The organism is Mycolicibacterium arseniciresistens (genome assembly GCF_030519285.1).
Taxonomy (GTDB): Bacteria; Actinomycetota; Actinomycetes; order Mycobacteriales; family Mycobacteriaceae; genus Mycobacterium; species Mycobacterium arseniciresistens.
Window position 1 is genome coordinate 1 of sequence record NZ_JAUMSQ010000040.1, and the last position, 20,813, is coordinate 20,813.

22 protein-coding genes and 1 pseudogene are annotated in these 20,813 nt (G+C 69.1%); 13 read left to right on the plus strand and 10 right to left on the minus strand.

The window, feature by feature from the left end; translation table 11 throughout:
• Positions 1 to 346, minus strand: a pseudogene (locus Q2100_RS08460) (ATP-dependent DNA ligase); the annotation flags it as partial.
• A gap of 54 nt (positions 347 to 400) precedes the next feature.
• Positions 401 to 1,966, minus strand: a complete 1,566-nt coding sequence (locus tag Q2100_RS08465) for a molybdopterin-dependent oxidoreductase (RefSeq protein ID WP_302913657.1) — start codon at positions 1,964 to 1,966, stop codon at positions 401 to 403.
• Between the two features lie 110 nt (positions 1,967 to 2,076).
• On the opposite strand from Q2100_RS08465, the gene Q2100_RS08470 reads away from it, so the two are divergent.
• The 4 genes from Q2100_RS08470 to Q2100_RS08485 all read left to right on the plus strand — a co-directional run bounded on the left by Q2100_RS08470 (position 2,077) and on the right by Q2100_RS08485 (position 7,190).
• A complete protein-coding gene (locus Q2100_RS08470) occupies positions 2,077 to 2,844 on the plus strand; it encodes an SDR family NAD(P)-dependent oxidoreductase (protein WP_302913658.1) in 768 nt (255 codons plus the stop codon).
• A gap of 70 nt (positions 2,845 to 2,914) precedes the next feature.
• Positions 2,915 to 4,651 carry a ubiquinone-dependent pyruvate dehydrogenase gene (poxB, locus tag Q2100_RS08475; RefSeq protein ID WP_302913659.1) on the plus strand — a complete coding sequence of 579 codons (1,737 nt, stop codon included), beginning with the start codon at positions 2,915 to 2,917 and terminating at the stop codon, positions 4,649 to 4,651.
• Positions 4,652 to 4,709: 58 nt separating this feature from the next.
• Positions 4,710 to 6,062, plus strand: coding sequence for a neutral zinc metallopeptidase (locus Q2100_RS08480; RefSeq protein WP_302913660.1), 1,353 nt, complete (start codon positions 4,710 to 4,712; stop codon positions 6,060 to 6,062).
• A gap of 51 nt (positions 6,063 to 6,113) precedes the next feature.
• A complete protein-coding gene (locus tag Q2100_RS08485; RefSeq protein WP_302913661.1) occupies positions 6,114 to 7,190 on the plus strand; it encodes a phosphotransferase family protein in 1,077 nt (358 codons plus the stop codon).
• Here the strand turns inward: Q2100_RS08485 and Q2100_RS08490 are convergent.
• Positions 7,181 to 7,939, minus strand: coding sequence for a sulfite exporter TauE/SafE family protein (locus Q2100_RS08490; RefSeq protein WP_302913662.1), 759 nt, complete (start codon positions 7,937 to 7,939; stop codon positions 7,181 to 7,183). The genes Q2100_RS08485 and Q2100_RS08490 overlap by 10 nt on opposite strands.
• Before the next feature lie 251 nt (positions 7,940 to 8,190).
• On the opposite strand from Q2100_RS08490, the gene Q2100_RS08495 reads away from it, so the two are divergent.
• Positions 8,191 to 8,727: a 2-isopropylmalate synthase gene (locus Q2100_RS08495; protein ID WP_302913663.1), complete on the plus strand. Its 537-nt coding sequence runs from the start codon at positions 8,191 to 8,193 to the stop codon at positions 8,725 to 8,727.
• 4 nt (positions 8,728 to 8,731) lie between these two features.
• On the opposite strand, the gene Q2100_RS08500 is transcribed toward Q2100_RS08495, so the two are convergent.
• Together Q2100_RS08500 and Q2100_RS08505 are read right to left on the minus strand one after the other, a co-directional pair.
• Positions 8,732 to 9,106 carry a DUF4267 domain-containing protein gene (locus tag Q2100_RS08500; RefSeq protein WP_302913664.1) on the minus strand — a complete coding sequence of 125 codons (375 nt, stop codon included), beginning with the start codon at positions 9,104 to 9,106 and terminating at the stop codon, positions 8,732 to 8,734.
• A gap of 5 nt (positions 9,107 to 9,111) precedes the next feature.
• Entirely contained in the window at positions 9,112 to 10,596 is a 1,485-nt protein-coding gene (locus Q2100_RS08505) for a cytochrome P450 (RefSeq protein WP_302913665.1), read from the minus strand.
• Between the two features lie 118 nt (positions 10,597 to 10,714).
• Between Q2100_RS08505 and Q2100_RS08510 the strand changes: the two genes are divergently transcribed.
• On the plus strand, positions 10,715 to 11,344 hold the full coding sequence (locus Q2100_RS08510; RefSeq protein ID WP_264012030.1) for a TetR/AcrR family transcriptional regulator: 630 nt from the start codon (positions 10,715 to 10,717) through the stop codon (positions 11,342 to 11,344).
• Positions 11,345 to 11,360: 16 nt separating this feature from the next.
• Complete coding sequence (locus Q2100_RS08515; RefSeq protein WP_302913666.1) at positions 11,361 to 12,227, plus strand: SDR family oxidoreductase; 867 nt, start codon at positions 11,361 to 11,363, stop codon at positions 12,225 to 12,227.
• Here the strand turns inward: Q2100_RS08515 and Q2100_RS08520 are convergent.
• Genes Q2100_RS08520 through Q2100_RS08530 form a run of 3 tightly spaced genes read right to left on the minus strand, consistent with a single transcriptional unit; the run spans position 12,224 to position 15,103 of the window.
• Positions 12,224 to 13,411, minus strand: a complete 1,188-nt coding sequence (locus Q2100_RS08520) for an AAA family ATPase (protein ID WP_302913667.1) — start codon at positions 13,409 to 13,411, stop codon at positions 12,224 to 12,226. The two genes, Q2100_RS08515 and Q2100_RS08520, sit on opposite strands and share 4 nt — an antisense overlap.
• Positions 13,412 to 13,421: 10 nt before the next feature.
• The gene (locus tag Q2100_RS08525) at positions 13,422 to 14,501 is read right to left on the minus strand and encodes a DNA polymerase IV (RefSeq protein WP_407667598.1); all 1,080 of its coding nucleotides are present in this window, start codon (positions 14,499 to 14,501) and stop codon (positions 13,422 to 13,424) included.
• Entirely contained in the window at positions 14,501 to 15,103 is a 603-nt protein-coding gene (locus Q2100_RS08530) for a TetR/AcrR family transcriptional regulator (protein WP_302913668.1), read from the minus strand. The genes Q2100_RS08525 and Q2100_RS08530 overlap by 1 nt, the downstream gene beginning before the upstream one ends.
• A gap of 87 nt (positions 15,104 to 15,190) precedes the next feature.
• Between Q2100_RS08530 and Q2100_RS08535 the strand changes: the two genes are divergently transcribed.
• Positions 15,191 to 15,733 carry an NADPH-dependent FMN reductase gene (locus Q2100_RS08535; protein WP_302913669.1) on the plus strand — a complete coding sequence of 181 codons (543 nt, stop codon included), beginning with the start codon at positions 15,191 to 15,193 and terminating at the stop codon, positions 15,731 to 15,733.
• 5 nt (positions 15,734 to 15,738) lie between these two features.
• Here the strand turns inward: Q2100_RS08535 and Q2100_RS08540 are convergent, their stop codons facing one another.
• Complete coding sequence (locus Q2100_RS08540) at positions 15,739 to 16,149, minus strand: hypothetical protein (protein ID WP_302913670.1); 411 nt, start codon at positions 16,147 to 16,149, stop codon at positions 15,739 to 15,741.
• Positions 16,150 to 16,623: 474 nt separating this feature from the next.
• On the opposite strand from Q2100_RS08540, the gene Q2100_RS08545 reads away from it, so the two are divergent.
• The 4 genes from Q2100_RS08545 to Q2100_RS08560 are packed head-to-tail and all read left to right on the plus strand — an operon-like array spanning position 16,624 to position 19,655.
• Entirely contained in the window at positions 16,624 to 16,866 is a 243-nt protein-coding gene (locus Q2100_RS08545) for a redoxin NrdH (protein WP_264012022.1), read from the plus strand.
• Between the two features lie 38 nt (positions 16,867 to 16,904).
• The gene (gene nrdI, locus Q2100_RS08550; RefSeq protein WP_264012021.1) at positions 16,905 to 17,351 is read left to right on the plus strand and encodes a class Ib ribonucleoside-diphosphate reductase assembly flavoprotein NrdI; all 447 of its coding nucleotides are present in this window, start codon (positions 16,905 to 16,907) and stop codon (positions 17,349 to 17,351) included.
• Positions 17,321 to 19,486, plus strand: a complete 2,166-nt coding sequence (nrdE, locus tag Q2100_RS08555) for a class 1b ribonucleoside-diphosphate reductase subunit alpha (RefSeq protein ID WP_302913671.1) — start codon at positions 17,321 to 17,323, stop codon at positions 19,484 to 19,486. Before nrdI ends, nrdE begins: the two co-directional genes overlap by 31 nt.
• Positions 19,487 to 19,490: 4 nt before the next feature.
• Complete coding sequence (locus tag Q2100_RS08560) at positions 19,491 to 19,655, plus strand: hypothetical protein (RefSeq protein ID WP_302913672.1); 165 nt, start codon at positions 19,491 to 19,493, stop codon at positions 19,653 to 19,655.
• Between the two features lie 18 nt (positions 19,656 to 19,673).
• On the opposite strand, the gene Q2100_RS08565 is transcribed toward Q2100_RS08560, so the two are convergent.
• Positions 19,674 to 20,060: a DUF5997 family protein gene (locus Q2100_RS08565; RefSeq protein WP_302913673.1), complete on the minus strand. Its 387-nt coding sequence runs from the start codon at positions 20,058 to 20,060 to the stop codon at positions 19,674 to 19,676.
• A gap of 28 nt (positions 20,061 to 20,088) precedes the next feature.
• On the opposite strand from Q2100_RS08565, the gene Q2100_RS08570 reads away from it, so the two are divergent.
• Positions 20,089 to 20,802 carry a LysR family substrate-binding domain-containing protein gene (locus Q2100_RS08570; RefSeq protein WP_302913674.1) on the plus strand — a complete coding sequence of 238 codons (714 nt, stop codon included), beginning with the start codon at positions 20,089 to 20,091 and terminating at the stop codon, positions 20,800 to 20,802.
• Positions 20,803 to 20,813 lie beyond the last annotated feature (11 nt).

Sequence of the window (20,813 nt, forward strand, 5' to 3'; positions counted from 1 at the left end):
CGACGTCGGTGGCGGCGGCGAACAGGGCGGCGAGCAGTGCGGCCCGGCGCTGCTGTGATCCCTTGCCGGCCACCGCGCCGATCTCCGACAGCGTCGCGTCGACGCCGCCGACGGTCAGCGACGGCTCCTCGGCAGGAACGGGCAGCGAGCGCAACGCCGCCCAGCCCACCCCGATCTGGCGTTGCGGCAGCTCGCCGGACAGCCACGACACCACCACCGCGACGAGCCGGGCGTCGCGCTCCTCTGCGGCGCGGGCGAGCAGTTCGGCGATCCGCGCGATCTTGGCCAGTCGCGCCGACGTGGCGCCCACATCGGCGGAGGCGGTGGCGACGTCGACCAGGTGCACGGGTCCAGCGTGGCACGCGGGTCGGACACGCGGCGGGCACCCGCCGCGCGACGGTTATCTGACCGCGAAGATGATCGACTGCCAGCCCGACGCGCCGTCGGGAACCGGATCGGCGCGCTCCTCGGTCTGCACCGCCCCGGTGTTGTCGGTGGCGCGCACGGAGATCGTGTGCAGGCCGGTCTGCTCGGCCCGCCAGTCGATGCTCCAGAGCCGCCAGGTCTCGTTGGAGTAGCTCGCACCCAGCGTCGCCGGGCGCCAGTCACCCTTGCCGCCGGGCGGGTCGATGCGCACCTCGACGGCGCGGACACCGCGGTTCTGCGCCCAAGCCACACCGCCGAAGGTCGCCGGTCCCAGCGCGACGTCCTGCCCGGTGCGCGGCACGTCGATGCGCGACTGCGTCTTGATCGGCCCGCGCGCCGACCAGCCCAGCTTCGTCCAGTAGGCCTCGGCGCGGTCGAAGCGGGTCAGCTCGATGTCGACCACCCATTTGGTCGCGGACACATAGCCGTACAGCCCGGGCACCACGAGGCGCGCCGGGTAGCCGTGCTCGGTGGGCAGCGGCTCGCCGTTCATGCCGACCGCCAGCAGCGCGTCGCGGTCGTCGGTGAACGCCTCAACGGGCGTGCCCGCGGTGAACCCGTCGACGGAGGTGGACAGCACCATGTCGGCGTCGGGATGCACGCCCGCCTCGGCAAGCAGATCGCGCACCCGGTAGCCGGTCCACTTGGCTGTGGAGATGAGGTCCCCGCCCACCGGATTGGACACACACGCCAGCGTGATGATGTCCTCGACGGCCTCGAACCGCTCCAGATCCTCGAAGGTGTAGGTGATCTCGCGGTCGACCATGCCGTGGATGCGCAACTTCCAGTCGGCCCGGCTCAGCTGCGGCACCGAAAGGGCGGTGTCGATGCGGTAGAAGTCGGCGTTCGAGGTGACGAACGGCGGCAGGTCGACGTTCGCCGGCTGCACCGCCGCCGGCACCTCGGGTGCGGTCCGCCCGACCCGGGGCAGCGCGAAGTTCTGCCGGTCGCCGGACACCGACGAGGTCAGCCGGGACAGCACCGCGCCCGCCACGCCGCTGGCGGCGCCCACCGCCAGGAAGCCGACGCCGAAGAGGGTGAGCCTGCGGCCCCGGTCGGCGGGGTCTCCTTCGGTGCCCACGGATTCGGCGCCGTCGTCGGGCGCGTCCTTGATGCGGCCGGACGTCAGCAGCCGCAGCACCGCGATTCCGCACACCGCACCGATCACCGTCGGCAGCACGTCGATTGCCGACGATCCCGGCCGCGAGAGCACCGCCGCAGCGCCGAGCACACCGGCCGCGGCGATCGCCAAACTGCCGACCGGCATGCGCCGCGACTCGAAGCGCGCGCTGATCGCGGCGATCACCAGGATGACCGCGACCACGAGAACGGTCAGCACGAGTTTGTCCGCGGTGCCGAAGGTGGCGATGGCCCATTCCTTGACCGGCCCCGGCGTCCGGTCGATGACGGCCGACCCGACCGCGGTGCGTGAGTCGGCGGCCGGACCGAACGGCACGGCCACGAGCTCGGCGACTCCGAGCGCGACGGCGGCGGCGGCGATCCCGCACAGTGCCCATGGGCCTCGCGGCGGTACGGCCATGTCCGCCAAGGTACTGCCGGGGAACCCCAGGTCCGACCCGAAACGCTTACCGAAGCGTGACGTCGGCTAGGTTGCTTTACAGTCCAACCCCGATGTGGAAAGGAAGCTAGATGGAGATCGAGGGCAAGAAGGCCATCGTGGTCGGCGGGGCCTCCGGCTTCGGCCGGGCGACCGCCGAGCTGTTGGCCAAGCGCGGCGCGAGCGTTGCCGTCCTGGACCGTCCGCAGTCCAAGGGCAAGGAAGTGGCCGACTCGATCGGCGGCTCCTTCCACGAGGTGGACGTCACCGACTTCGACGGCACCGAGAAGGTGCTCGAGCAGGTGGTCGCCGACCTCGGCGGACTGCACATCGCGGTGACCACCGCGGGCGGCGGCATCGGCGAGCGCACCATCAAGAAGGACGGCCCGCACAGCCTGGACTCCTTCCGCGCCAGCGTCGACCTCAACCTCATCGGCACCTTCAACATCAGCCGGCTCTCGGCGTGGCACATGAGCAAGAACGAGCCCGTCGACGACGAGAAGGAAGAGCGCGGCGTCATCATCAACACCGCCTCGATCGCCGCGTTCGAGGGACAGATCGGGCAGGTCGCCTACACCGCGTCGAAGGCCGCGATCGCCGGCATGTGCCTCACCATGGCCCGCGATCTGGGCAGCCTGGGCATCCGGGTGCTCGCCATCGCCCCAAGCCTGTTCGCCACCGGGCTGACCGAGGGAATCCCCGACGAGTTCGCCAGCCAGCTGACCAAGGACGCCGCCTTCCCCAAGCGCCTCGGCCGGCCCGACGAGTACGCCAAGCTCGCCGCGGCGATCGTGGAGAACGCGATGCTCAACGGCCAGTGCCTGCGACTGGACGCCGGTCAGCGCTTCGCCCCCAAGTGACCTCGTGATCTCGGTGTCGTCGGTTGCGCTCGAGGCAACCGGCGACACCGAAACGCACTAGGCTGCGCGCGTGGCGACCATTGCTGATCACGTGATCTCGGCCCTGTCGATCAGCGGTGTGCGCCGCGTCTACGGCCTGCCCGGCGACAGCCTCAACGGGTTCACCGACGCCATCCGGCGGTCAGGGGCCGTCTCCTGGGAGCACGTCCGGCACGAGGAGACCGCCGCGTTCGCCGCGGCCGCCGACGCGGCGCTCACCGGTGGTCTCGCGGTGTGCGCGGGCAGTTGCGGGCCCGGCAACCTGCACCTGATCAACGGCCTGTTCGACGCGCACCGCAGCCGGATGCCCGTGCTGGCGATCGCCGCCCACATCCCGCGCAGCGAGATCGGCTCGGACTACTTCCAGGAGACCCACCCGCAGGACCTCTTCCGTGAGTGCAGCGTCTACTGCGAGCTGGTGAGCACACCGGAGATGGCGCCGCGCATCCTCGAGATGGCGATGCGGGCCGCGGTCGAGGAGAACGGGGTGGCGGTCGTCGTCGTCCCCGGCGAGATCTTCAACCAGCGGGCCGACGCGTCGGGCTGGACGGCCCGCCCGGTGGTGGCGACCCGATCCGTGGTGCGGCCCGACGACGAGTCGCTGCTGCGCGCCGCCGCCATCCTCAACGCCTCACCGCGGGTGACGATCCTCGCCGGCGCCGGTGTGCAGGACGCCCACGACGCCGTCGTGGACCTGGCCGCCACCCTCAACGCGCCGGTCGTGCATGCGTTGCGCGGCAAGGAGTTCATCGAGTACGACAACCCGTACGACGTCGGCATGACCGGCCTGCTCGGCTTCGCCTCGGGCTATAAGGCGATCAAGGAAGCCGACGTACTGCTGATGCTCGGCACCGACTTCCCGTACCAGCAGTTCTATCCCGAGCACGCGAAGGTGATCCAGGTCGACATCCGCGGCAGGCACCTAGGCAGGCGCACCCCGGTGGAACTCGGCCTGGTGGGCACCGTGCGCGACACCGTGGCGGCACTGGCGCCGCACCTGAAGCGCCGATCGGACCGTGAGCACCTCGACCGTTCGCTGCGCCACTACCGCCGCACCCGCAAGAATCTCGACGAGCTGGCCGTCAACGACCACGATCGCAGCCCCATCAGACCGGAATACGTTGCCGCACTGGCGAATCGACTGGCCGCCGATGACGCGGTGTTCACCGTCGACGTCGGCTCGCCGGTGGTGTGGGCGGCGCGCTATCTCACGATGAACGGCCGCCGGCGGCTCATCGGCTCCTTCAACCACGGCACGATGGCCTGCGCGCTGCCGCACGCGATCGGCGCCCAGACCACGTTCCGCGACCGGCAGGTGGTGGCGTTGGCCGGCGACGGCGGGCTGACCATGTTGTTCGGCGAACTGGTCACCCTGATCCAGAATCGGTTGCCGGTCAAGGTGATCGTCTTCAACAACTCTTCGCTGAACTTCGTCGAGCTGGAGATGAAGGCCGCGGGCATCGTCAACTTCGGCACCGATCTGGTCAATCCCGACTTCGCCGCGGTCGCGACGGCGATGGGGGTGTTCGGCAGGCGGGTGGAGGCGGCGCGCGACCTCGAGCAGGCTCTGACCGACGCGTTCGCCTACGACGGCCCGGCGGTGATCGACGTTGTCACCGCCCGCCAGGAGCTGTCGATTCCGCCGGCCATCACCGTCGAACAGGCCAAGGGCTTCTCGCTGTACGCGATCCGCACCATCCTCGCCGGTCGCGCCGACGAGTTGCTCGATCTGGTGTCGACGAACGTCGCCAGGCGCATCCTCGACTGAGGACCACCCGATTCGTGCTTTCCAACTGATTTCCAATCGGCGCCGCTACCGTTTGCCCATGCGCATCAGAGTGTGGTCGACGGCGGCGGCCGTGGTGGTGCTCCTCGCTGGCTGTGCCGGTCCGGATCCGAAGGCCCCGGGTTCGTCGAAGGCGGCGGCGCCCGACGCCGGCGACGTCGAGATCGTCGGCGACCCGTCCGACCCGGTGAACAAGATCGCCATGCAGGCGATCGCCGACCTGCAGGACTACTGGGGCAAGCAGTACCCCGAGCTCTACGGCGCCGAATACGAACCCGTGGCGGGCGGGCTCTATGCGATCAACCCCTCCAGCGACGACGCGCCGCCGTGCACCGCCAGTGCCGAGGAGGTGGCAGGCAACGCGTTCTACTGTCCCAGCGAGGATGTGGTGGCGTGGGACGCCGAAGGGTTGCTGCCCGGATTGCGGGAGAACTTCGGCGACTTCGCGATCCCGGTGGTGATGGCCCACGAATGGGCACATGCGATCCAGGCGCGGTCGAACTTCACCGCGCGCACGGTGACGCGGGAACTGCAGGCCGACTGCATGGCAGGCGCATGGGCCCGCCATGCCAAGGACGACGGCGTGTTCGACGTCTCCAGCGCCGACCTCGACACCGCGCTCGCGGGCATCCTCGAACTGCGTGACACTCCTGGCACATCGAAGATCGACCCCAACGCCCACGGCAGCGGGTTCGACCGGGTGGGCGCCTTCCAGGACGGCTTCGACAACGGGCTCGAGCGGTGCAAGGTGTACCGCGACGATGATCCCCTGGTTCTCGAACTGCCGTTCAACGACGTGATGGACGCGGCGAGTGGTGGTGACGCCCCGTACGACTCGATCGTCAACGGCGTGCCCTATGACCTGGAGGACTTCTGGAGCCGGGCCTACCCCGAGGTGACCGGCGAGCCGTGGTCACCGTTGGCCGGCCTGCAGCCCTTCAGCCCCGACGAACCGCCGATGTGCGGTGACCAGTCGGCCGAGGGCTTCGCGCTGTTCTATTGTGTGCCAGACGATTACGTCGGCTGGGACAACGAGGCCTTCATGCCCCGGATCTACCAGCAGGGCGGCGACTACGCGGTGGCCTCGCTGTTGGCCACCCAGTACGGACTCGCGGCGCTGACCCGGCTGGGCGACCAGTCCGACGAGAAGACCTCGACTTTGCGCGCCGACTGCCTGGCCGGGGCGTACACCGCGAGTGTGATCCTCTACAACCGCGCGGACACCAGCACCTACCGCATCTCACCCGGTGACCTCGACGAGGCGATCAAGGCCCTGCTGGTGTTCCGCGGCGACGCCGATGTGGAGCGCCAGGGGGCGGGCTTCGCCCGGGTCCGGGCGTTCCGGGAGGGCGTGATCAACGGGGTCGCGCCCTGTCTGGAGTACCAGGCCTGATCGTCGGGGGAGCCGGCGACGCCGCGTCGCGCGGCTGAGACGATGTCCCCCATGCCCGACGACGCGCTGTCCCTGCCCACGCTGAGCGACGAGGCGCAGGCCGCGCTCGCGCGGTGGCTGGCCCGCGAGGGCCTCGGCTCGACCGTCACCGACGTAGAACCGCTGACCGGTGGTTCGCAGAACATCGTGGTGCGGCTGCGGGTGGACGGACGAGCCATGGTGCTGCGCCGCCCACCCCTGCATCCCCGACCGACCAGCGACAAGACGATGCTGCGTGAGATCGCGGTGCTGCGCACATTGGCCGGGACGACGGTGCCGCATCCCGGATTCATCGCCGGCTGTGAGGATCTCGACGTCCTGGGGGTGGTGTTCTACCTGATGGAAGAGGTCGACGGCTTCAACCCGGGCAACGAGATGACCGACGCCTACGTCCGCGACGCCGGCATGCGCCACCAGGTCGGGCTGTCGTATGCCGCGAGCCTGGCCCGGCTGGGCAACGTCGCCTGGGAGGGCAGCCCGCTGGCGGCCATCAAACGCCCGGGATCGTTTCTGGAACGCCAGGTTCCGCAGTTCCTGCGGCTGCTGGAGAGCTACCGGCACGACGGCTACGCACCCGAGTCGTTCCCGGCCGTCACGTCGCTGGCGCAGTGGCTGACCGACAACCGGCCCCCGGACCGCGAGCCCGGGATCATGCACGGCGACGCGCATCTGAACAACGTGCTGCTGCGGCGCGACAGCCCCGAACTCGCCGCGTTCATCGACTGGGAGATGTGCACCGTCGGCGACCCGCTGCTCGACCTCGGGTGGATGCTGATCTGTTGGCCCCTCGATCCCAATCCCATCGACGCCGGTTCGCAGCTCGCCGCGCTCGGCGGGATCGCGAGCCGGCGCGAACTGCTCGAGGCGTACCTGGACGCCGGCGGTCGCGAGACATCGCGGCTGGACTGGTATCTGGCGATGGCGTGTTTCAAGCTCGGCATCGTCATCGAGGGCACGTGGTCGCGCTACCTCGCCGGGCAGGCCAGTCCGGAGGCGGGGGAGCGGCTGCACGCATCGGCGCAGAATCTCGTCGACCTCGGTAGCCGGGTCGCGGGCGGCGACAACCCGTTCGACCTGTCTCAGGTGTAGGCGTCGACGCCGAGCTTCACGGCCAGGGCGATACCGCCGAGCCCGACGGCCACGCGCAATGGGCCGGCGGGTGCGTGGCGGAGGACGATCGGGCCCAGTCGCGATCCCACCAGGCAACCGAAGCCCAGCGTCACCACCGCGGGCCAGTGCACCGGCGCGAGGAAGACGAACAGGACCGCCGCGGTGGCGTTCGATGCGCCGAGGATGACGTTCTTGTCCGCGCTGGCGTGCGGCATCGTCTCGCCGGCGGCGAGCATCAGCGCCAGCAACAGCACGCCGGCGGCCGCGCCGAAGTACCCGCCGTAGATGCAGATCAGGAAGATCGTCACGGCCTGGGCGATCGTCGCCGCGCGGCTGCGCGGCTCGTCCTCGCCGGTGGTGCGGCCCCGGCGGCGCGGGATGAGGATCGCCACGGCGGCGAGGCCGAGCAACACCGGCACCACCTTCTCGAAGCCCTCGGCCGGTGTGGACAGCAGGAGCACCGCGCCCACCGCACCGCCGAGGACGGCGCCGGGCACGATGCGTTTGATGGCGTCGCCGCGGCCCTTCAGCTCCGGACGCGAGCCCCATATCGACCCGACCCCGTTGAACACCACGGCGACGGTGTTGGTGACGTTGGCGGTCACCGGCGGCAGGCCCACCAGGAGCAGCGCCGGGTAGGTCGCCACCGACGCCAGGCCGGCGATGCTGCCCGTCAGCCCGCCGGCGACACCCGCCACGACCAGGAAGACGCCCTCGTGCCAGGTCACCGGCACCACACTAAGGTCCGCGGCCGTGCCCGGACCGCCACCGCGGGTGTGGTCTTCGGCACCCCGACCGGGGCCGTCGGCGGTGGCGCCGAAAGTGTTTGCGTGGCGGCGTGCGGACGTCTACAGTCGCGGACGTGCCAAGGCGACTCGTAGTAGCAACCCGCAGCGGGGTCTGATCTCGACCGACCCCTCGCTGTGGGTCGTTGCTACATCGTCGGTCACTTCCTCTAAACGAGAGATGACCGGCACACATGATCTCCACATCGGCAAGTTCATCCGCGATACACACCGCAATCAGCGCCGCGCCGCAGAACCGGGCGGGTGCCACTGCTGCGCCGTTCGCGGCCGGCGTCCACGCCCCGGTTCCCCGTGGCCTGCGCAAGGAGGCCGACGCGTTGTCCTGGAACGAATTCCTCGCCGAGTACGCCCCGCACTCCGGCCCGTTGCGGCTGGGCCACTGGGCTTGCACCGATGCCGACCGGCCCGCCACGCGACTGGGCCCGCAGGCCCGTAACTACCAGGCCACCCTGGCCGTCGGGGACCGGATCGACACGTCGTCCGCCGCCGCGTCCGGACCGGTGGCCGCACTGACCGCGATGCTGCACGACCGCGGTTTCCCGGTGGAACTGGTGGCCTTCCACCAGATGCCGGCCGACGAGGGCATCGCGACATTCCTGCGCGGCTCCGACGGCACGCGCACGGAGTGGGCGATGGGCCTCTCTGACGACGCCACTCAGTCGGCGTTGCGCGCGGTGATCGCGTGCGCGAACCGGCTGCTGGCGGCGTGAGGGGCTAGGGACGGTTGAGCGCCCACGCGCCGAACGCCACCGCCGCCGCGGGCACGCCCACCATCGCGGCGGCACCGGCGCGCGGCACGTCGTTGCGGCTCAATGCGCCTGCGGCGCCGTCGGCGACATCGCAGGCCAGCCCGACACAGGCCCAGACGTGCCGGCGCGTGCCCTTCCCCGACACCGTGCCGAGTCCGACGAGCACGTCGCGCACACCGAACAGGCGCCACAGGTAGCGCGCCTGCCCGTCGGGTGACTGCAGACCGAACAGCCGAGCCGCCAGATCCGGACGTGCCCAGGCCAGCGCGCCGATGCCGATCCGCATCGCGGCGAGCGAGACGATGCCGGTGTCGGCGATGCGTGCGCGGCGGGTGCTCAACGGCGTCAGTGCAGCGGCCGCAGGACGATGCGCATGCCGTCCTTGGGCACCGGCATACCGCCGTAGTCCCATTCCGTCGTGTACTCGGGGTGCGGCAGTTCCAGCCGGTACTTGCGCAGCAGCCGGTGCAGGATCGTCTTGACCTCGAGCTGGCCGAACGTCATGCCGATGCACTTGTGCGCGCCGCCGCCGAACGGGCTGAACGCGTAGCGGTGCTTCTTGTGCTCGTTGCGCGGCTCGGTGAACCGCAGCGGATCGAACTTCATCGGTTCCGGATAGAGCTCTTCGAGCCGGTGGTTCATGCCGGGGTAGGCGATGACGTTGGTGCCCTTCGGCAGGTAGTAGCCGAGCAGCTCGGTGTCGCGCACGGTCTGGCGCATCGCCCACTGGACGGGCGTGACCAGGCGGATCGACTCGTTCATCACCAGGTCGAGCGACTCGAGCTTGTCCAGCGACTCGATGTCGACGGGGCCGTCGCCGAGCCGGTCGGACTCGTCGCGGCAGCGCTCCTGCCACTCGGGGTTCTTGGCCAGGTGGTAGATCATCGTGGTGGCGGTCGAGGTGGACGTGTCGTGCGCGGCCATCATCAGGAAGATCATGTGGTTGACGATGTCGGCGTCGGAGAACTTGTTGCCGTCCTCGTCCTCGGTCTGACACAGCACGGTCAGCAGGTCGGAGCCCTCATGGCCGCGCCGCTCGCGGACCCGCTCCTCGAAGTAGTTCTCCAGCAGCTTGCGGGCCTGCATGCCGCGCCACCAGGTGAACGGCGCGACCGGCTTGCGGATGATGGCGTTGCCGGCCCGCGTGGTGGTGGTGAACGCCTTGTTGACCTTGGTCACCAACTCCTTGTCGGTGCCCGGCTCGTGGCCCATGAACACCATCGAGGCGATGTCGAGGGTCAGTTCCTTCATGGCCGGATACATCAGGAAGCGCGCGTCGTTGGCCACCCAGTCCTTGGCGATCACCTGCGACACGACCCGGTCGACCTGCTCGGTGTAGCCGACCAGGCGGGTGCGTACGAACGCCTCCTGCATGATCCGGCGGTGGAACATGTGCTCCTCGAAGTCGAGCAGCATCAGGCCGCGGTGGAAGAACGGCCCGATCACCGGCACCCAGCCCTGCTGGGAGAAGTCCTTGTTGCGGTTGGAGTAGACCGCCTGCGCGGCGTCGGGTCCCAGCGCGGTGACCGCGGGCAGCGCGGGGGAGTCGGCGTAGTACAGCGGGCCGTACTTGCGGTAGATGTGCAGCAGATAGTCGGGGCCGCCGCGGAACATCTCGACCATGTGGCCCAGCACCGGCAGGCCGGCGTCGCCGATCACCGGCTTGAGGTCGCTGCCCGCAGGCGGCGTGGACATCGGCTTCTGTGGGAACTCGGTCTGCAGCAACCTGCGCTCGAGCACGCCGAGGCCGGGGAAGTTGTTGATCGACGGTGTCAATCGACGCTTCGCCTGGTCGAGCAGGTAATCCGTCGTGTTGATCGTCGCCGTCATGTCATGCTCCTCACGCACAGAAACTGTGGCCGCTGTCACTCCCGATCATCATCCTGCTGGGCGCAGTTGACGCCTGTCAAGTTTGGTTCTGGCCTGCTGCGTGCAAAGGTCTAGAGACATGACCGCCGAAACGGAACCGGCGCCGCGGCGCAGCCGTGGCGACCGGCAGCGCGACGCGATCGTCGTCGCCGTCCGGGAACTGCTCGAGGAGAGATCGTTCGCCGATCTGTCCGTCAGCACCATCAGCGAGCGGGCCGGTGTCGCCCGGTCGGGCTTCTACTTCTACTTCGACTCGAAGTACGCCGTGCTGGCGGTGATCGTCGCCGACGCGATGGCCGAACTCGACAAGCTCACCCACGACTTCGCGCCGAGGGAGGCCGGGGAGTCACCGTCGGAGTTCGCCAAGCGCATGGTCGGTTATGCGGCCGCGGTGTTCGCCAGCAACGATCCGATCATGCGGGCCTGCACGCTGGCGCGGAACACCGACGCACAGATCCGCGAGATCATGAACGACTTCGAGGACGGCGTGATCGACAAGATCGTCGGCCTCGTCCGGTCCGACGGCGGTGCCCGCCCCATCACCGACGACCTGCCGGCACTGGTCCGCACACTGACCGCCACCACGGCGCTGACGTTGTCGCACGACAGCGGCTTCGTCGGTCGCGGTACCGACCCGGCGCGCGGCGTCGACGTCGTGATCCGGTTGTGGCTCAACGCGCTCTGGGGCGGAACCGCCGATCTGGGCTGACGGTAGGGTCACCGCCATGGCGCGAAGCAGTGGTTTCGACGGCAGGCGTTGTCTGATCACCGGGGCCGCCAGCGGCATCGGCCGGGCCACCGCACTGCGGCTGGCGGCCGAAGGTGCCGAACTCTTCCTCACCGACCGCGACGAGGCCGGCCTGGAGACCACGGTCGCCGACGCCAGGGCGCTCGGCGCCAGGGTGCCCGCGCACCGGGCACTCGACATCTCCGACTACGACGCGGTCGCCGCGTTCGCCCGCGACGTCCATGCCGATCACCCGGCGATGGACGTGGTGATGAACATCGCGGGGGTGTCGGCGTGGGGCACCGTCGATCGGCTCACCCACCAGCACTGGAAGTCGATGGTCGACATCAACCTGATGGGGCCCATCCACGTCATCGAGACCTTCGTCCCGCCCATGGTGGCGGCCCGCCGCGGCGGGCACCTGGTCAACGTCTCGTCGGCCGCCGGACTGGTCGCGCTGCCGTGGCACGCCGCCTACAGCGCCAGCAAGTACGGCCTGCGCGGGCTGTCGGAGGTGCTGCGCTTCGATCTCGCCCGGCACCGCATCGGGGTGTCGGTGGTGGTGCCGGGTGCGGTGAAGACGCCCCTGGTGCAGACGGTGCAGATCGCCGGCGTCGACCGCGACCACCCGAACGTGGCCCGCTGGACCGGCCGGTTCGCCGGACACGCGGTCTCGCCTGAACACGTCGCCGACCGGATCCTGCGCGGCGTGCGGCGCAACCGATATCTGATCTACACCTCACCGGACATCCGGGCGCTCTACATGTTCAAGCGCACCATGTGGTGGCCGTACAGCGTGGCGATGCGTCAGGTGAACGTGCTCTTCAGCCGGGCGTTGCGGCCGGGCCTGCTGCCGCGGGACTAGCGACCGCCCCAGTGCCACGGCGGCGTGTCGAGCATGCCGAGGCCCTCGACGCGGGTCTCCCCGAAATCCTTGTGCAGGCGGATCTCCGTCGCGGGGGCGCCGGCATCCGCATCGGCGACGGGCACCGCCTCCAGCACGTCGAGCACGGCCCCCGAGTGGGTGACCACCACGACCTGGGTCTTGTCGGCGGCCGTGCGGATCAGCCGGGCCAGCGGGCGAACCAGGTCCGGGTGCAGCGAGGTCTCCGGTTCGTTGAGCACCATCAGCGACGGCGGCTGGGGGCTGAGCAGAGCGGCTGCCCACAACAGGAATCGCAGTGTGCCGTCCGACAATTCGGCAGAGCGCAGCGGCCGCAGCATGCCGCGCTGGTGGAGTTGCAGGTCGAACAACCCGTCGGAGACCGCCACCGAGGCCGTCGAGCCGTCGAACGCATCGCCGACCGCCCGCTGCAGGTCGTCGAGCCCCGCCTCGATGATCGTCTGCACCGCCGCGGCGACATCGCTGCCGTCGTCGGACAGCACCGGGGTGCGCGTGCCGACCTGCGGGCGGCGGGCGGCGGAGCCGGCGTCGACCCGGAATCCGTCGTAGAACCGCCAGCCGCGCAACCGGTCCCGGACGGCGGCGAGTTCCGGGTGGGCGCCGGGGTGGGCGTATTCGGCCAGCAGGCTGCGGTAGGGCGGCAGCGACCGGGACAGTTCGTCGAAGCCGCGGCCCGATTCCGACGCGGCCTCGGCGTAGTCGCGGGTGCGTCGGACCAGCGTCGAGGCATCCCGTGCGACGGGGCCGGCGAACACGGCCTCGCGTTTGATCTCGGGGTCACGCCCGAACTGCGACCTGTGGCCGGGGTCCTGGGGCAGCCCGAGGTCCACCAGGTAGCCGAAATCATCTGCCGCATAGCCGAGTTCGAGGGAAACCGGCCCGGTTCGCACGGTTCCTTCCGTCCGGCCGGTCCGGCGGGCGCCACCGAGTTGCTCGGGCCCGGCCCAGAGCGCCGACTGCAGGCCGCCCTCGCGGGCCAGCGAGCCGATCACCTCGCCACGGCCGCAGTCGGCGAGCAGGCGCAGCGCCCGGTAGAGCGACGACTTGCCAGTGCCGTTCGCGCCGGTGACGACGGTCAGCGCGGACAGCGGGAGGACGACATCGCGCAGCGACCGGTATCCGCGCACAGCGACCGTGGTCAGCATGGTGTGCACGCTATGGGCCGCCACCGACAGCCGCGCCGGGTGCCGCCGCGGCCGACGGCATCGCCAGCTCCAGCCGTACGCCGAGCAACCGCACGGGCCGGTCCAGCTCGAACTGCCCGAGCAGCGCAAGCGCCGTCTGCGTGATCGGGGCCGGGTCGTTGCCCGGCGCGGCGAGTTTGCGGATCTTGGTGCGGGTGTAGAAGGTGCTGGTGCGCACCGTGACCGCCACCCGGGTCACCACCCGGCCCTGTGCGGTCACCTCGTCGAGGGTGCGGCGGGCGAGATCGGCCACGGCCGAGTCGATCTCGGCGCGGTCGGTGAGGTCGTCGGCGAAGGTGACGACATGGCTGCGCGAGCGCGCCACCCACGGTTCGGCGGTCACGGTGGTGTCCCCACCACCCTTGGCCAGCAACAAGATCCACAGTCCGGTGGTCGGTCCGAACGCGGCGGTGAGCACGGTGGCGTCGGTGGCGGCCAGGTCCGCGACGGTCTCGATGCCCATCCCGAGCAGCTTCTTGGCGGTCTTCGGGCCGACGCCCCACAGTGCGTCGACCGCGCGGTCACCCATCACCGCCATCCAGTTGGCGTCGGTGAGGGTGAACACCCCGCCGGGCTTGCCGAAGCCGGTGGCCACCTTCGCGCGCTGCTTGTTGTCGCTGATGCCCACCGAACAGGCCAGCCCGGTGTGGGCGGCGATGCCGGTGCGGATCCGCTGCGCCAGCTCGTGCGGGTCGAGCGTGCCGTCGGGGTCGTCGACGCCGACGTAGGCCTCGTCCCAGCCCCACACCTCGACCGGGTGGCCGAAGTCCCGCAGCAGGCTCATCACCTCGTCGGACGCCGCGTCGTAGGCGTCGGTGTCGAGCGGCACGAACACCGCGTCCGGGCACTTGCGGGCCGCTGCGCGCAGCGGCATACCGGCGCGGATCCCGAACGCGCGGGCGGGATAGGAAGCACACGTGACGACCTTGCGCGCCTCGGTCGGGTCACCGTTGCCGCCGACGACCAGCGGCAGGCCGGCGAGGCCGGGGTTGCGGCGGATCTCGACGGCGGCCTGGAACTGGTCGAGGTCGACGTGCAGCACCCAGTGCATCAGGTGCCGCACAGCTTGCGCGCCACGGCCTCCCACGCATCGCCGAGCGTGTCGAGGGTGTGGCCGAGGTCGGCGAGCTGGTGTTCCACGTAGTCGGCGTCGAGGAGGCCGAGCAGGGCATCGGCCTGGGCGTTGAGGTCGCCGGTGGTGCCCGCCGCCTCGAGCAGCATGCGCACGTGGGTGCGGTGCAGGGTGGCCGGCGCGCTGAAGCGGGTCTGCGGGTCCCGCGCCGCGTCGGACAGCAGCGCGTGGTGGGTGTGGACAAACCGCAACCGGCTGCGTCCGTAGGCGAGCAGCCGCTCGAGCGGCGGCGCTCCGGGGCCCAGCGGCGGCGGGCCGAACAGGAAAGCCTGCTGTTCGGTCTTCTCGTCCTCGTCGAGCAGCACGATCATCAGGCCGGCCCGGCTGCCGAACCGGCGGAACAGCGTGCCCTTGCCCACGCCTGCGGCGGCCGCCACGTCGTCCATGCTCACCGCGTCCGCGCCCCGTTCGGCGATGAGGTCGCGCGCGGCGTCGAGCAGCAGGGCACGATTGCGGGCGGCATCGCCTCGCTCCTGCGGCGCCTGCTGCGGCAGCGGCGGCGGGGGTTGCGTCGCGGGCATGCCCTCACTTTAAATCAGGGGGATGAAATCGGACTGCAGTCCGGTTCAACTGTGTGAAGATCCGTCCGGACGAATGAAGGGGTGCACATGTCGGATATCAAGGTGATCGTTCTGGTGGGGAGTCTGCGCGCGGCGTCGATCAACCGTCAGATCGCCGAGCTCGCCGTGGAGGCGGCTCCGCAGGGCGTGACGCTGGAGTTGTTCGACCGGCTGGGTGAGCTGCCGTTCTACAACGAGGACATCGACAACGACGACGTGGTCGAACCCGTGGTGGCGCTGCGGGGCGCGGCCGCCGAGGCCGACGCGGCGCTCGTCGTCACGCCCGAATACAACGGGAGCATCCCGGGAGTGCTCAAGAACGCGATCGACTGGCTGTCGCGGCCGTTCGGTGACAGCGCACTCAAGGGCAAGCCGCTGGCCGTGGTCGGCGCTGCGCTCGGGCAGTACGGCGGCGTGTGGGCGCACGACGAGACCCGCAAGAGCTTCGGCATCGCCGGGCCGCGGGTGGTGGAGGACCTCAAGCTCTCGATTCCGGCGAAGTCCCTCGACGGCAGGCACCCGCGGGAGAACGCCGAGGTCGCGGCGAGCCTGCGCGACATCGTCGGCAAGCTGGTCGCCGAGGTCGGCTGAGGCCGCTACTGCCGGGGGCGCGGCCGCAGCGCGTGGTCGCGGTAGCGCTGCCAGCTGTCGAACGCGTCGCCGGCCGAATCGGGTTCGAGGAACACGCCGCTGCCGAGTGCGCGGGCGTCGAACCGTGCCGCCAACGCCATGGCGAGGTTCGCCGCGTCGCCCCCGCCGCGGAACATCAGGGTGAAGCCGTTGACGGGTTCGTCGTCGGGCTCTCGTAGCGACGTCTCGACCGAGAAGCCGTCCCCGGTGCCCTGGCCCCAGCCATCGGAACCCCAGGCCATGTCGGCGACCAGGGCCTCGATCGCGGCACGGACCTCCCCGGCTGTCCCGATGTCCTCCGGGTGCCAGTCCGCCGGTATCTCCGCCGGGTTGGTGACGTGCTCCGGGAACCTCATGACGAACACGTCCCAACTCATGGGTCCAACCTAAGCGGGTCGGCGGACGTCGACGGTCACCAAACCTGCGCGCCCGTCGGCGTTTGCTGGAGCGCTTCGGGCGTTGCCTTGGTGCCGGGCCGTTGTCGGTGCCCGGTGGTAGACATCTCCCATCTTGCGACACGCGGCGCGTCATCGGGCGCGACACGCCGAGACTGCGGCTGTGCGTGGGCTTACGACCTGGGAATTCCAGAAATGTTATTCAGAACATCTGGTATCCCCTGGCTTTGTCGGACACCAGGTGTAGTGTCTTGCACACCGACAGACCCCCACGGTTCGGAGGTCGGCCGGAGCGCAGAATCCAGTGGTCAGAGCATTTCGGCACCACCGGTCGAGCACCCCGGGCGTCCAGGAATTTTGTGAGTCTGCGGGTCGCTGAACTAGAGCGATATGCAGTCTCCGTTCCGTTGCCAGTCCGTTCGCCTCACCACCCGTCACACGCCCGAGGAGCCGTCAATGACCGTCACCGTTTACACCAAGCCGGCTTGCGTGCAGTGCAACGCCACCTACAAGGCGTTGGACAAGCAGGGCATCGCGTACGAGACGGTCGACATCAGCCTCGACAGCGAGGCCCGCGACTACGTCATGGCCCTGGGCTACCTGCAGGCGCCCGTCGTGGTGGTCGGCAACGACCACTGGTCGGGCTTCCGCCCCGATCGCATCAAGGCGCTCGGCGGAGCGGTCGCGGCGACGGCCTGAGGGGGTATCCGCGAGGCAGGAAGGAGGGCGACTCGATCATGACCGGCAACATCGTGTACTTCTCCAGCGTCTCGGAGAACACGCACCGGTTCGTCGAGAAGCTCGGCCTGCCCGCCACGCGGATCCCGCTGCGTGAGCGCATCCAGGTCGACGAGCCCTACGTCCTGGTGCTGCCGACCTACGGTGGCGGGCACGCCAACGGTCCGGATCCCGATCACGGGGGCTACGTCCCCAAACAGGTGATCGCCTTCCTCAACAACGAACACAACCGGTCGTTGATCCGCGGCGTCATCGCCGCGGGCAACACCAACTTCGGCGCCGAGTTCGGCTACGCGGGGGTCGTCGTCTCCCGCAAGTGCGCCGTCCCGTACCTCTACCGCTTCGAACTCATGGGCACCACGGACGACGTCTTCGCCGTCCGCGCGGGCCTGGAAGACTTCTGGAAGGACCAGACGTGTCACCAACCGTCACTGCAGAACCTGTAACCACCGGCGTGCACGCGCTTCCGGGCGAGACGGACTACCACGCGCTCAACGCGATGCTGAACCTGTACGACAAGGACGGCAAGATCCAGTTCGACAAGGATCGGGAAGCCGCGAACCAGTACTTCCTTCAGCACGTCAACCAGAACACGGTCTTCTTCCACAATCAGGACGAGAAGCTCGACTATCTGGTCCAGAAGGAGTACTACGAGCGCGAGGTGCTCGACCAGTACTCGCGCAACTTCGTCAAGACGCTGCTGGATCGGGCCTACGCCAAGAAGTTCCGCTTCCCGACGTTCCTCGGCGCGTTCAAGTACTACACCTCCTACACGCTGAAGACCTTCGACGGGAAGCGCTACCTGGAGCGGTTCGAGGACCGGGTGGTGATGGTGTCCCTGACGCTGGCCGCCGGTGACACGGCGCTGGCCGAGAAGCTCGTCGACGAGATCATCGACGGCCGTTTCCAGCCGGCCACGCCGACGTTCCTCAACTCGGGCAAGAAGCAGCGCGGCGAGCCGGTGTCCTGCTTCCTGCTGCGCATCGAGGACAACATGGAGTCCATCGGGCGCTCCATCAACTCGGCACTGCAGCTGTCCAAGCGCGGTGGCGGGGTGGCGCTGCTGCTGTCCAACATCCGCGAGCACGGCGCCCCGATCAAGAACATCGAGAACCAGAGCTCGGGCGTCATCCCGATCATGAAGCTGCTCGAGGACTCGTTCTCCTACGCCAACCAGCTCGGCGCGCGGCAGGGTGCGGGCGCGGTGTACCTGCAGGCCCACCACCCCGACATCTACCGGTTCCTGGACACCAAGCGCGAGAACGCCGACGAGAAGATCCGGATCAAGACGCTGTCACTCGGCGTGGTGATCCCGGACATCACGTTCGAGCTGGCCAAGAAGAACGAGGACATGTACCTGTTCTCGCCGTACGACGTGGAACGCGTCTACGGCGTGCCGTTCGCCGACATCTCGATCACCGAGAAGTACTACGAGATGGTCGACGACGCGCGGATCCGCAAGACCAAGATCAAGGCCCGCGAGTTCTTCCAGACCCTGGCCGAGCTGCAGTTCGAGTCCGGCTACCCGTACATCATGTACGAGGACACCGTGAACCGGGCCAACCCGATCGAGGGCAAGATCACGCACAGCAACCTGTGCTCGGAGATCCTGCAGGTGTCCACGCCGTCGGAATTCAACGATGACCTGTCGTACAAGAGGATCGGCAAGGACATCTCGTGCAACCTCGGGTCGCTGAACATCGCCAAGGCGATGGACTCCCCGGACTTCGCGCAGACCATCGAGGTGGCGATCCGCGGGCTCACCGCCGTGTCCGACCAGACGTCGATCACGTCGGTGCCGTCGATCGAGCAGGGCAACAAGGAGTCCCATGCGATTGGCCTCGGGCAGATGAACCTGCACGGCTACCTCGCCCGTGAGCGGATCCACTACGGCTCCGAAGAGGGCGTCGACTTCACCAACATGTACTTCTACACGGTGCTCTACCACGCGCTGCGGGCGTCGAATCGCATTGCGATCGAGCGCGGTTCGAAGTTCGGCGGGTTCGAGAAGTCGAAGTACGCGTCGGGGGAGTTCTTCGACAAGTACACCGACCAGGTGTGGGAGCCGGCCACCGAGCGGGTGCGTCAGCTGTTCGCCGACGCCGACATCCGCATCCCCAACCAGGACGACTGGAAGCGGTTGAAGGAGTCGGTGCAGACGCACGGCATCTACAACCAGAACCTGCAGGCCGTCCCGCCGACGGGGTCGATCTCCTACATCAACCACTCGACGTCGTCGATCCACCCGGTCGCGTCGAAGATCGAGATCCGCAAGGAAGGCAAGATCGGTCGCGCCTACTACCCGGCGCCGTACCTGACCAACGACAACCTGGAGTACTACCAGGATGCGTACGAGATCGGTTACGAGAAGATCATCGACACCTACGCCGCGGCCACCCAGCACGTCGACCAGGGCCTGAGCCTGACGCTGTTCTTCAAGGACACCGCCACCACCCGCGACGTGAACAAGGCGCAGATCTACGCCTGGCGCAAGGGCATCAAGACGCTCTACTACATCCGCCTACGCCAGATGGCGTTGGAAGGCACTGAGGTGGAGGGTTGCGTCAGCTGCATGTTGTAGTCAGGTGACTACAACCGTCGAGGTCATCCTCGTCGCCGCTCTGGTCCTCGGGATCGTCGTCGCGCTCTTCGGCGTGATCTATGCGTGGGAGAAGTGGGCCCGGGGCAGTCGGCTGGAGCGCGGCGTCGATCGCTTCTTCGATCGCCTCAGCGACATGTTCTTCCGTTGACTCTGACCGCGGCGTCGCTCAGCTCTCGCGAGCCTCATCCTCGTGCAGCGCCTTGATGCGTCGCTCCTCGCGCAGCACGTTCTGATAGCTCTCGCGTTCGGTGACCAGCCACTCGGGCTTGTCTTCGAGCAGCTGATTGATCTGCTCGGTGGTCAGCGCCTCGGTGACGCCGCCGCGCGCGAGACCTGCAATCGACACGCCGAGCTTGGCTGCCACGAGGTTCTTCGGGTGCGGCCCGTTTTTGCGGAGGTCCTTGAGCCACTGTGGCGGGTCCGCCTGCAGCGCGGCGATTTCCGACCGGGTGATCGGGTTCGCCTGGAATTCCGCAGGCGTCGCGGGGAGGTACACGTCCAGCTTCCTCGCCGCCGTGGCGGGTTTCATGGACTGCGCATTCGCCCTGCTCATGGTGCAAGCCTATCGGTAGCCTGATGCGGTGGATCCGGCCTCGCTCACCCTCGGTTACGTCCCAGGTGGGACGCCCGCGAAGTGGGCCCGGATCTGGGCGGAGCGCCACCCCGACGTCCCGCTGCAGTTGCGCATCGTCGCCGCGGCGGACGCGGCCGCCGAAGTCAGGCAGGGCGCCATCGACGTTGCGGTGCTCCGACTGCCGGCCGAGACGTCCGGGCTGGCCGTCATCCCGCTCTACGAAGAGATCACCGTCGCCGTGGTGCCGACCGATCACGTCCTCACGGCCGCCGACGAGATCACGGCCACGGACCTCGACGGTGAGCCCACGTTGCTCCCACGCGACGACGTCCTGGGCTGGGCGGACGCACCCGGCGCCCCGGTCGATCACCGGCCCGAGACCACCGGGGAGGCCATCGAACTCGTCGCCGCAGGGCTCGGCGCACTCCTGGTTCCGCAGTCGCTGGCGCGGCTTCATCACCGCAAGGACCTCACATACCGCCCGATCACCGACGCGCCCACGTGCCCGGTGGCGCTCGCCGTCCGGGAGGGCCCGCAGCCGGTGCTGGTCGAGGAGTTCATCGGGATCGTGCGGGGCCGCAAACCCGGTTCGTCACGGACGCAGGACCAGCCGGCACCGAAACGCACCGCACGGGAGAAGACCCTCGCCAAACAGGCGGCCCGCGCGGCCGCCGGCAAGGTCGCCCGCAAGCCGGGCCGGGCCACGCGCGGGCGCCGCTGACAACCCCGCCG

Excerpts from the sequence above, each read along its gene's own strand:
- Q2100_RS08465 (WP_302913657.1), bottom strand. The coding sequence starts at position 1,966 with ATGGCCGTACCGCCGCGAGGCCCATGGGCACTGTGCGGGATCGCCGCC.
- Q2100_RS08470 (WP_302913658.1), top strand. The coding sequence starts at position 2,077 with ATGGAGATCGAGGGCAAGAAGGCCATCGTGGTCGGCGGGGCCTCCGGC.
- Q2100_RS08480 (WP_302913660.1), top strand. The coding sequence starts at position 4,710 with ATGCGCATCAGAGTGTGGTCGACGGCGGCGGCCGTGGTGGTGCTCCTC.
- Q2100_RS08485 (WP_302913661.1), top strand. The coding sequence starts at position 6,114 with ATGCCCGACGACGCGCTGTCCCTGCCCACGCTGAGCGACGAGGCGCAG.
- Q2100_RS08495 (WP_302913663.1), top strand. The coding sequence starts at position 8,191 with ATGATCTCCACATCGGCAAGTTCATCCGCGATACACACCGCAATCAGC.
- Q2100_RS08505 (WP_302913665.1), bottom strand. The coding sequence starts at position 10,596 with ATGACGGCGACGATCAACACGACGGATTACCTGCTCGACCAGGCGAAG.
- Q2100_RS08510 (WP_264012030.1), top strand. The coding sequence starts at position 10,715 with ATGACCGCCGAAACGGAACCGGCGCCGCGGCGCAGCCGTGGCGACCGG.
- Q2100_RS08515 (WP_302913666.1), top strand. The coding sequence starts at position 11,361 with ATGGCGCGAAGCAGTGGTTTCGACGGCAGGCGTTGTCTGATCACCGGG.
- Q2100_RS08520 (WP_302913667.1), bottom strand. The coding sequence starts at position 13,411 with ATGCTGACCACGGTCGCTGTGCGCGGATACCGGTCGCTGCGCGATGTC.
- Q2100_RS08525 (WP_407667598.1), bottom strand. The coding sequence starts at position 14,501 with ATGCACTGGGTGCTGCACGTCGACCTCGACCAGTTCCAGGCCGCCGTC.
- Q2100_RS08530 (WP_302913668.1), bottom strand. The coding sequence starts at position 15,103 with ATGCCCGCGACGCAACCCCCGCCGCCGCTGCCGCAGCAGGCGCCGCAG.
- Q2100_RS08535 (WP_302913669.1), top strand. The coding sequence starts at position 15,191 with ATGTCGGATATCAAGGTGATCGTTCTGGTGGGGAGTCTGCGCGCGGCG.
- Q2100_RS08540 (WP_302913670.1), bottom strand. The coding sequence starts at position 16,149 with ATGAGTTGGGACGTGTTCGTCATGAGGTTCCCGGAGCACGTCACCAAC.
- Q2100_RS08545 (WP_264012022.1), top strand. The coding sequence starts at position 16,624 with ATGACCGTCACCGTTTACACCAAGCCGGCTTGCGTGCAGTGCAACGCC.
- nrdI (WP_264012021.1), top strand. The coding sequence starts at position 16,905 with ATGACCGGCAACATCGTGTACTTCTCCAGCGTCTCGGAGAACACGCAC.
- Q2100_RS08565 (WP_302913673.1), bottom strand. The coding sequence starts at position 20,060 with ATGAGCAGGGCGAATGCGCAGTCCATGAAACCCGCCACGGCGGCGAGG.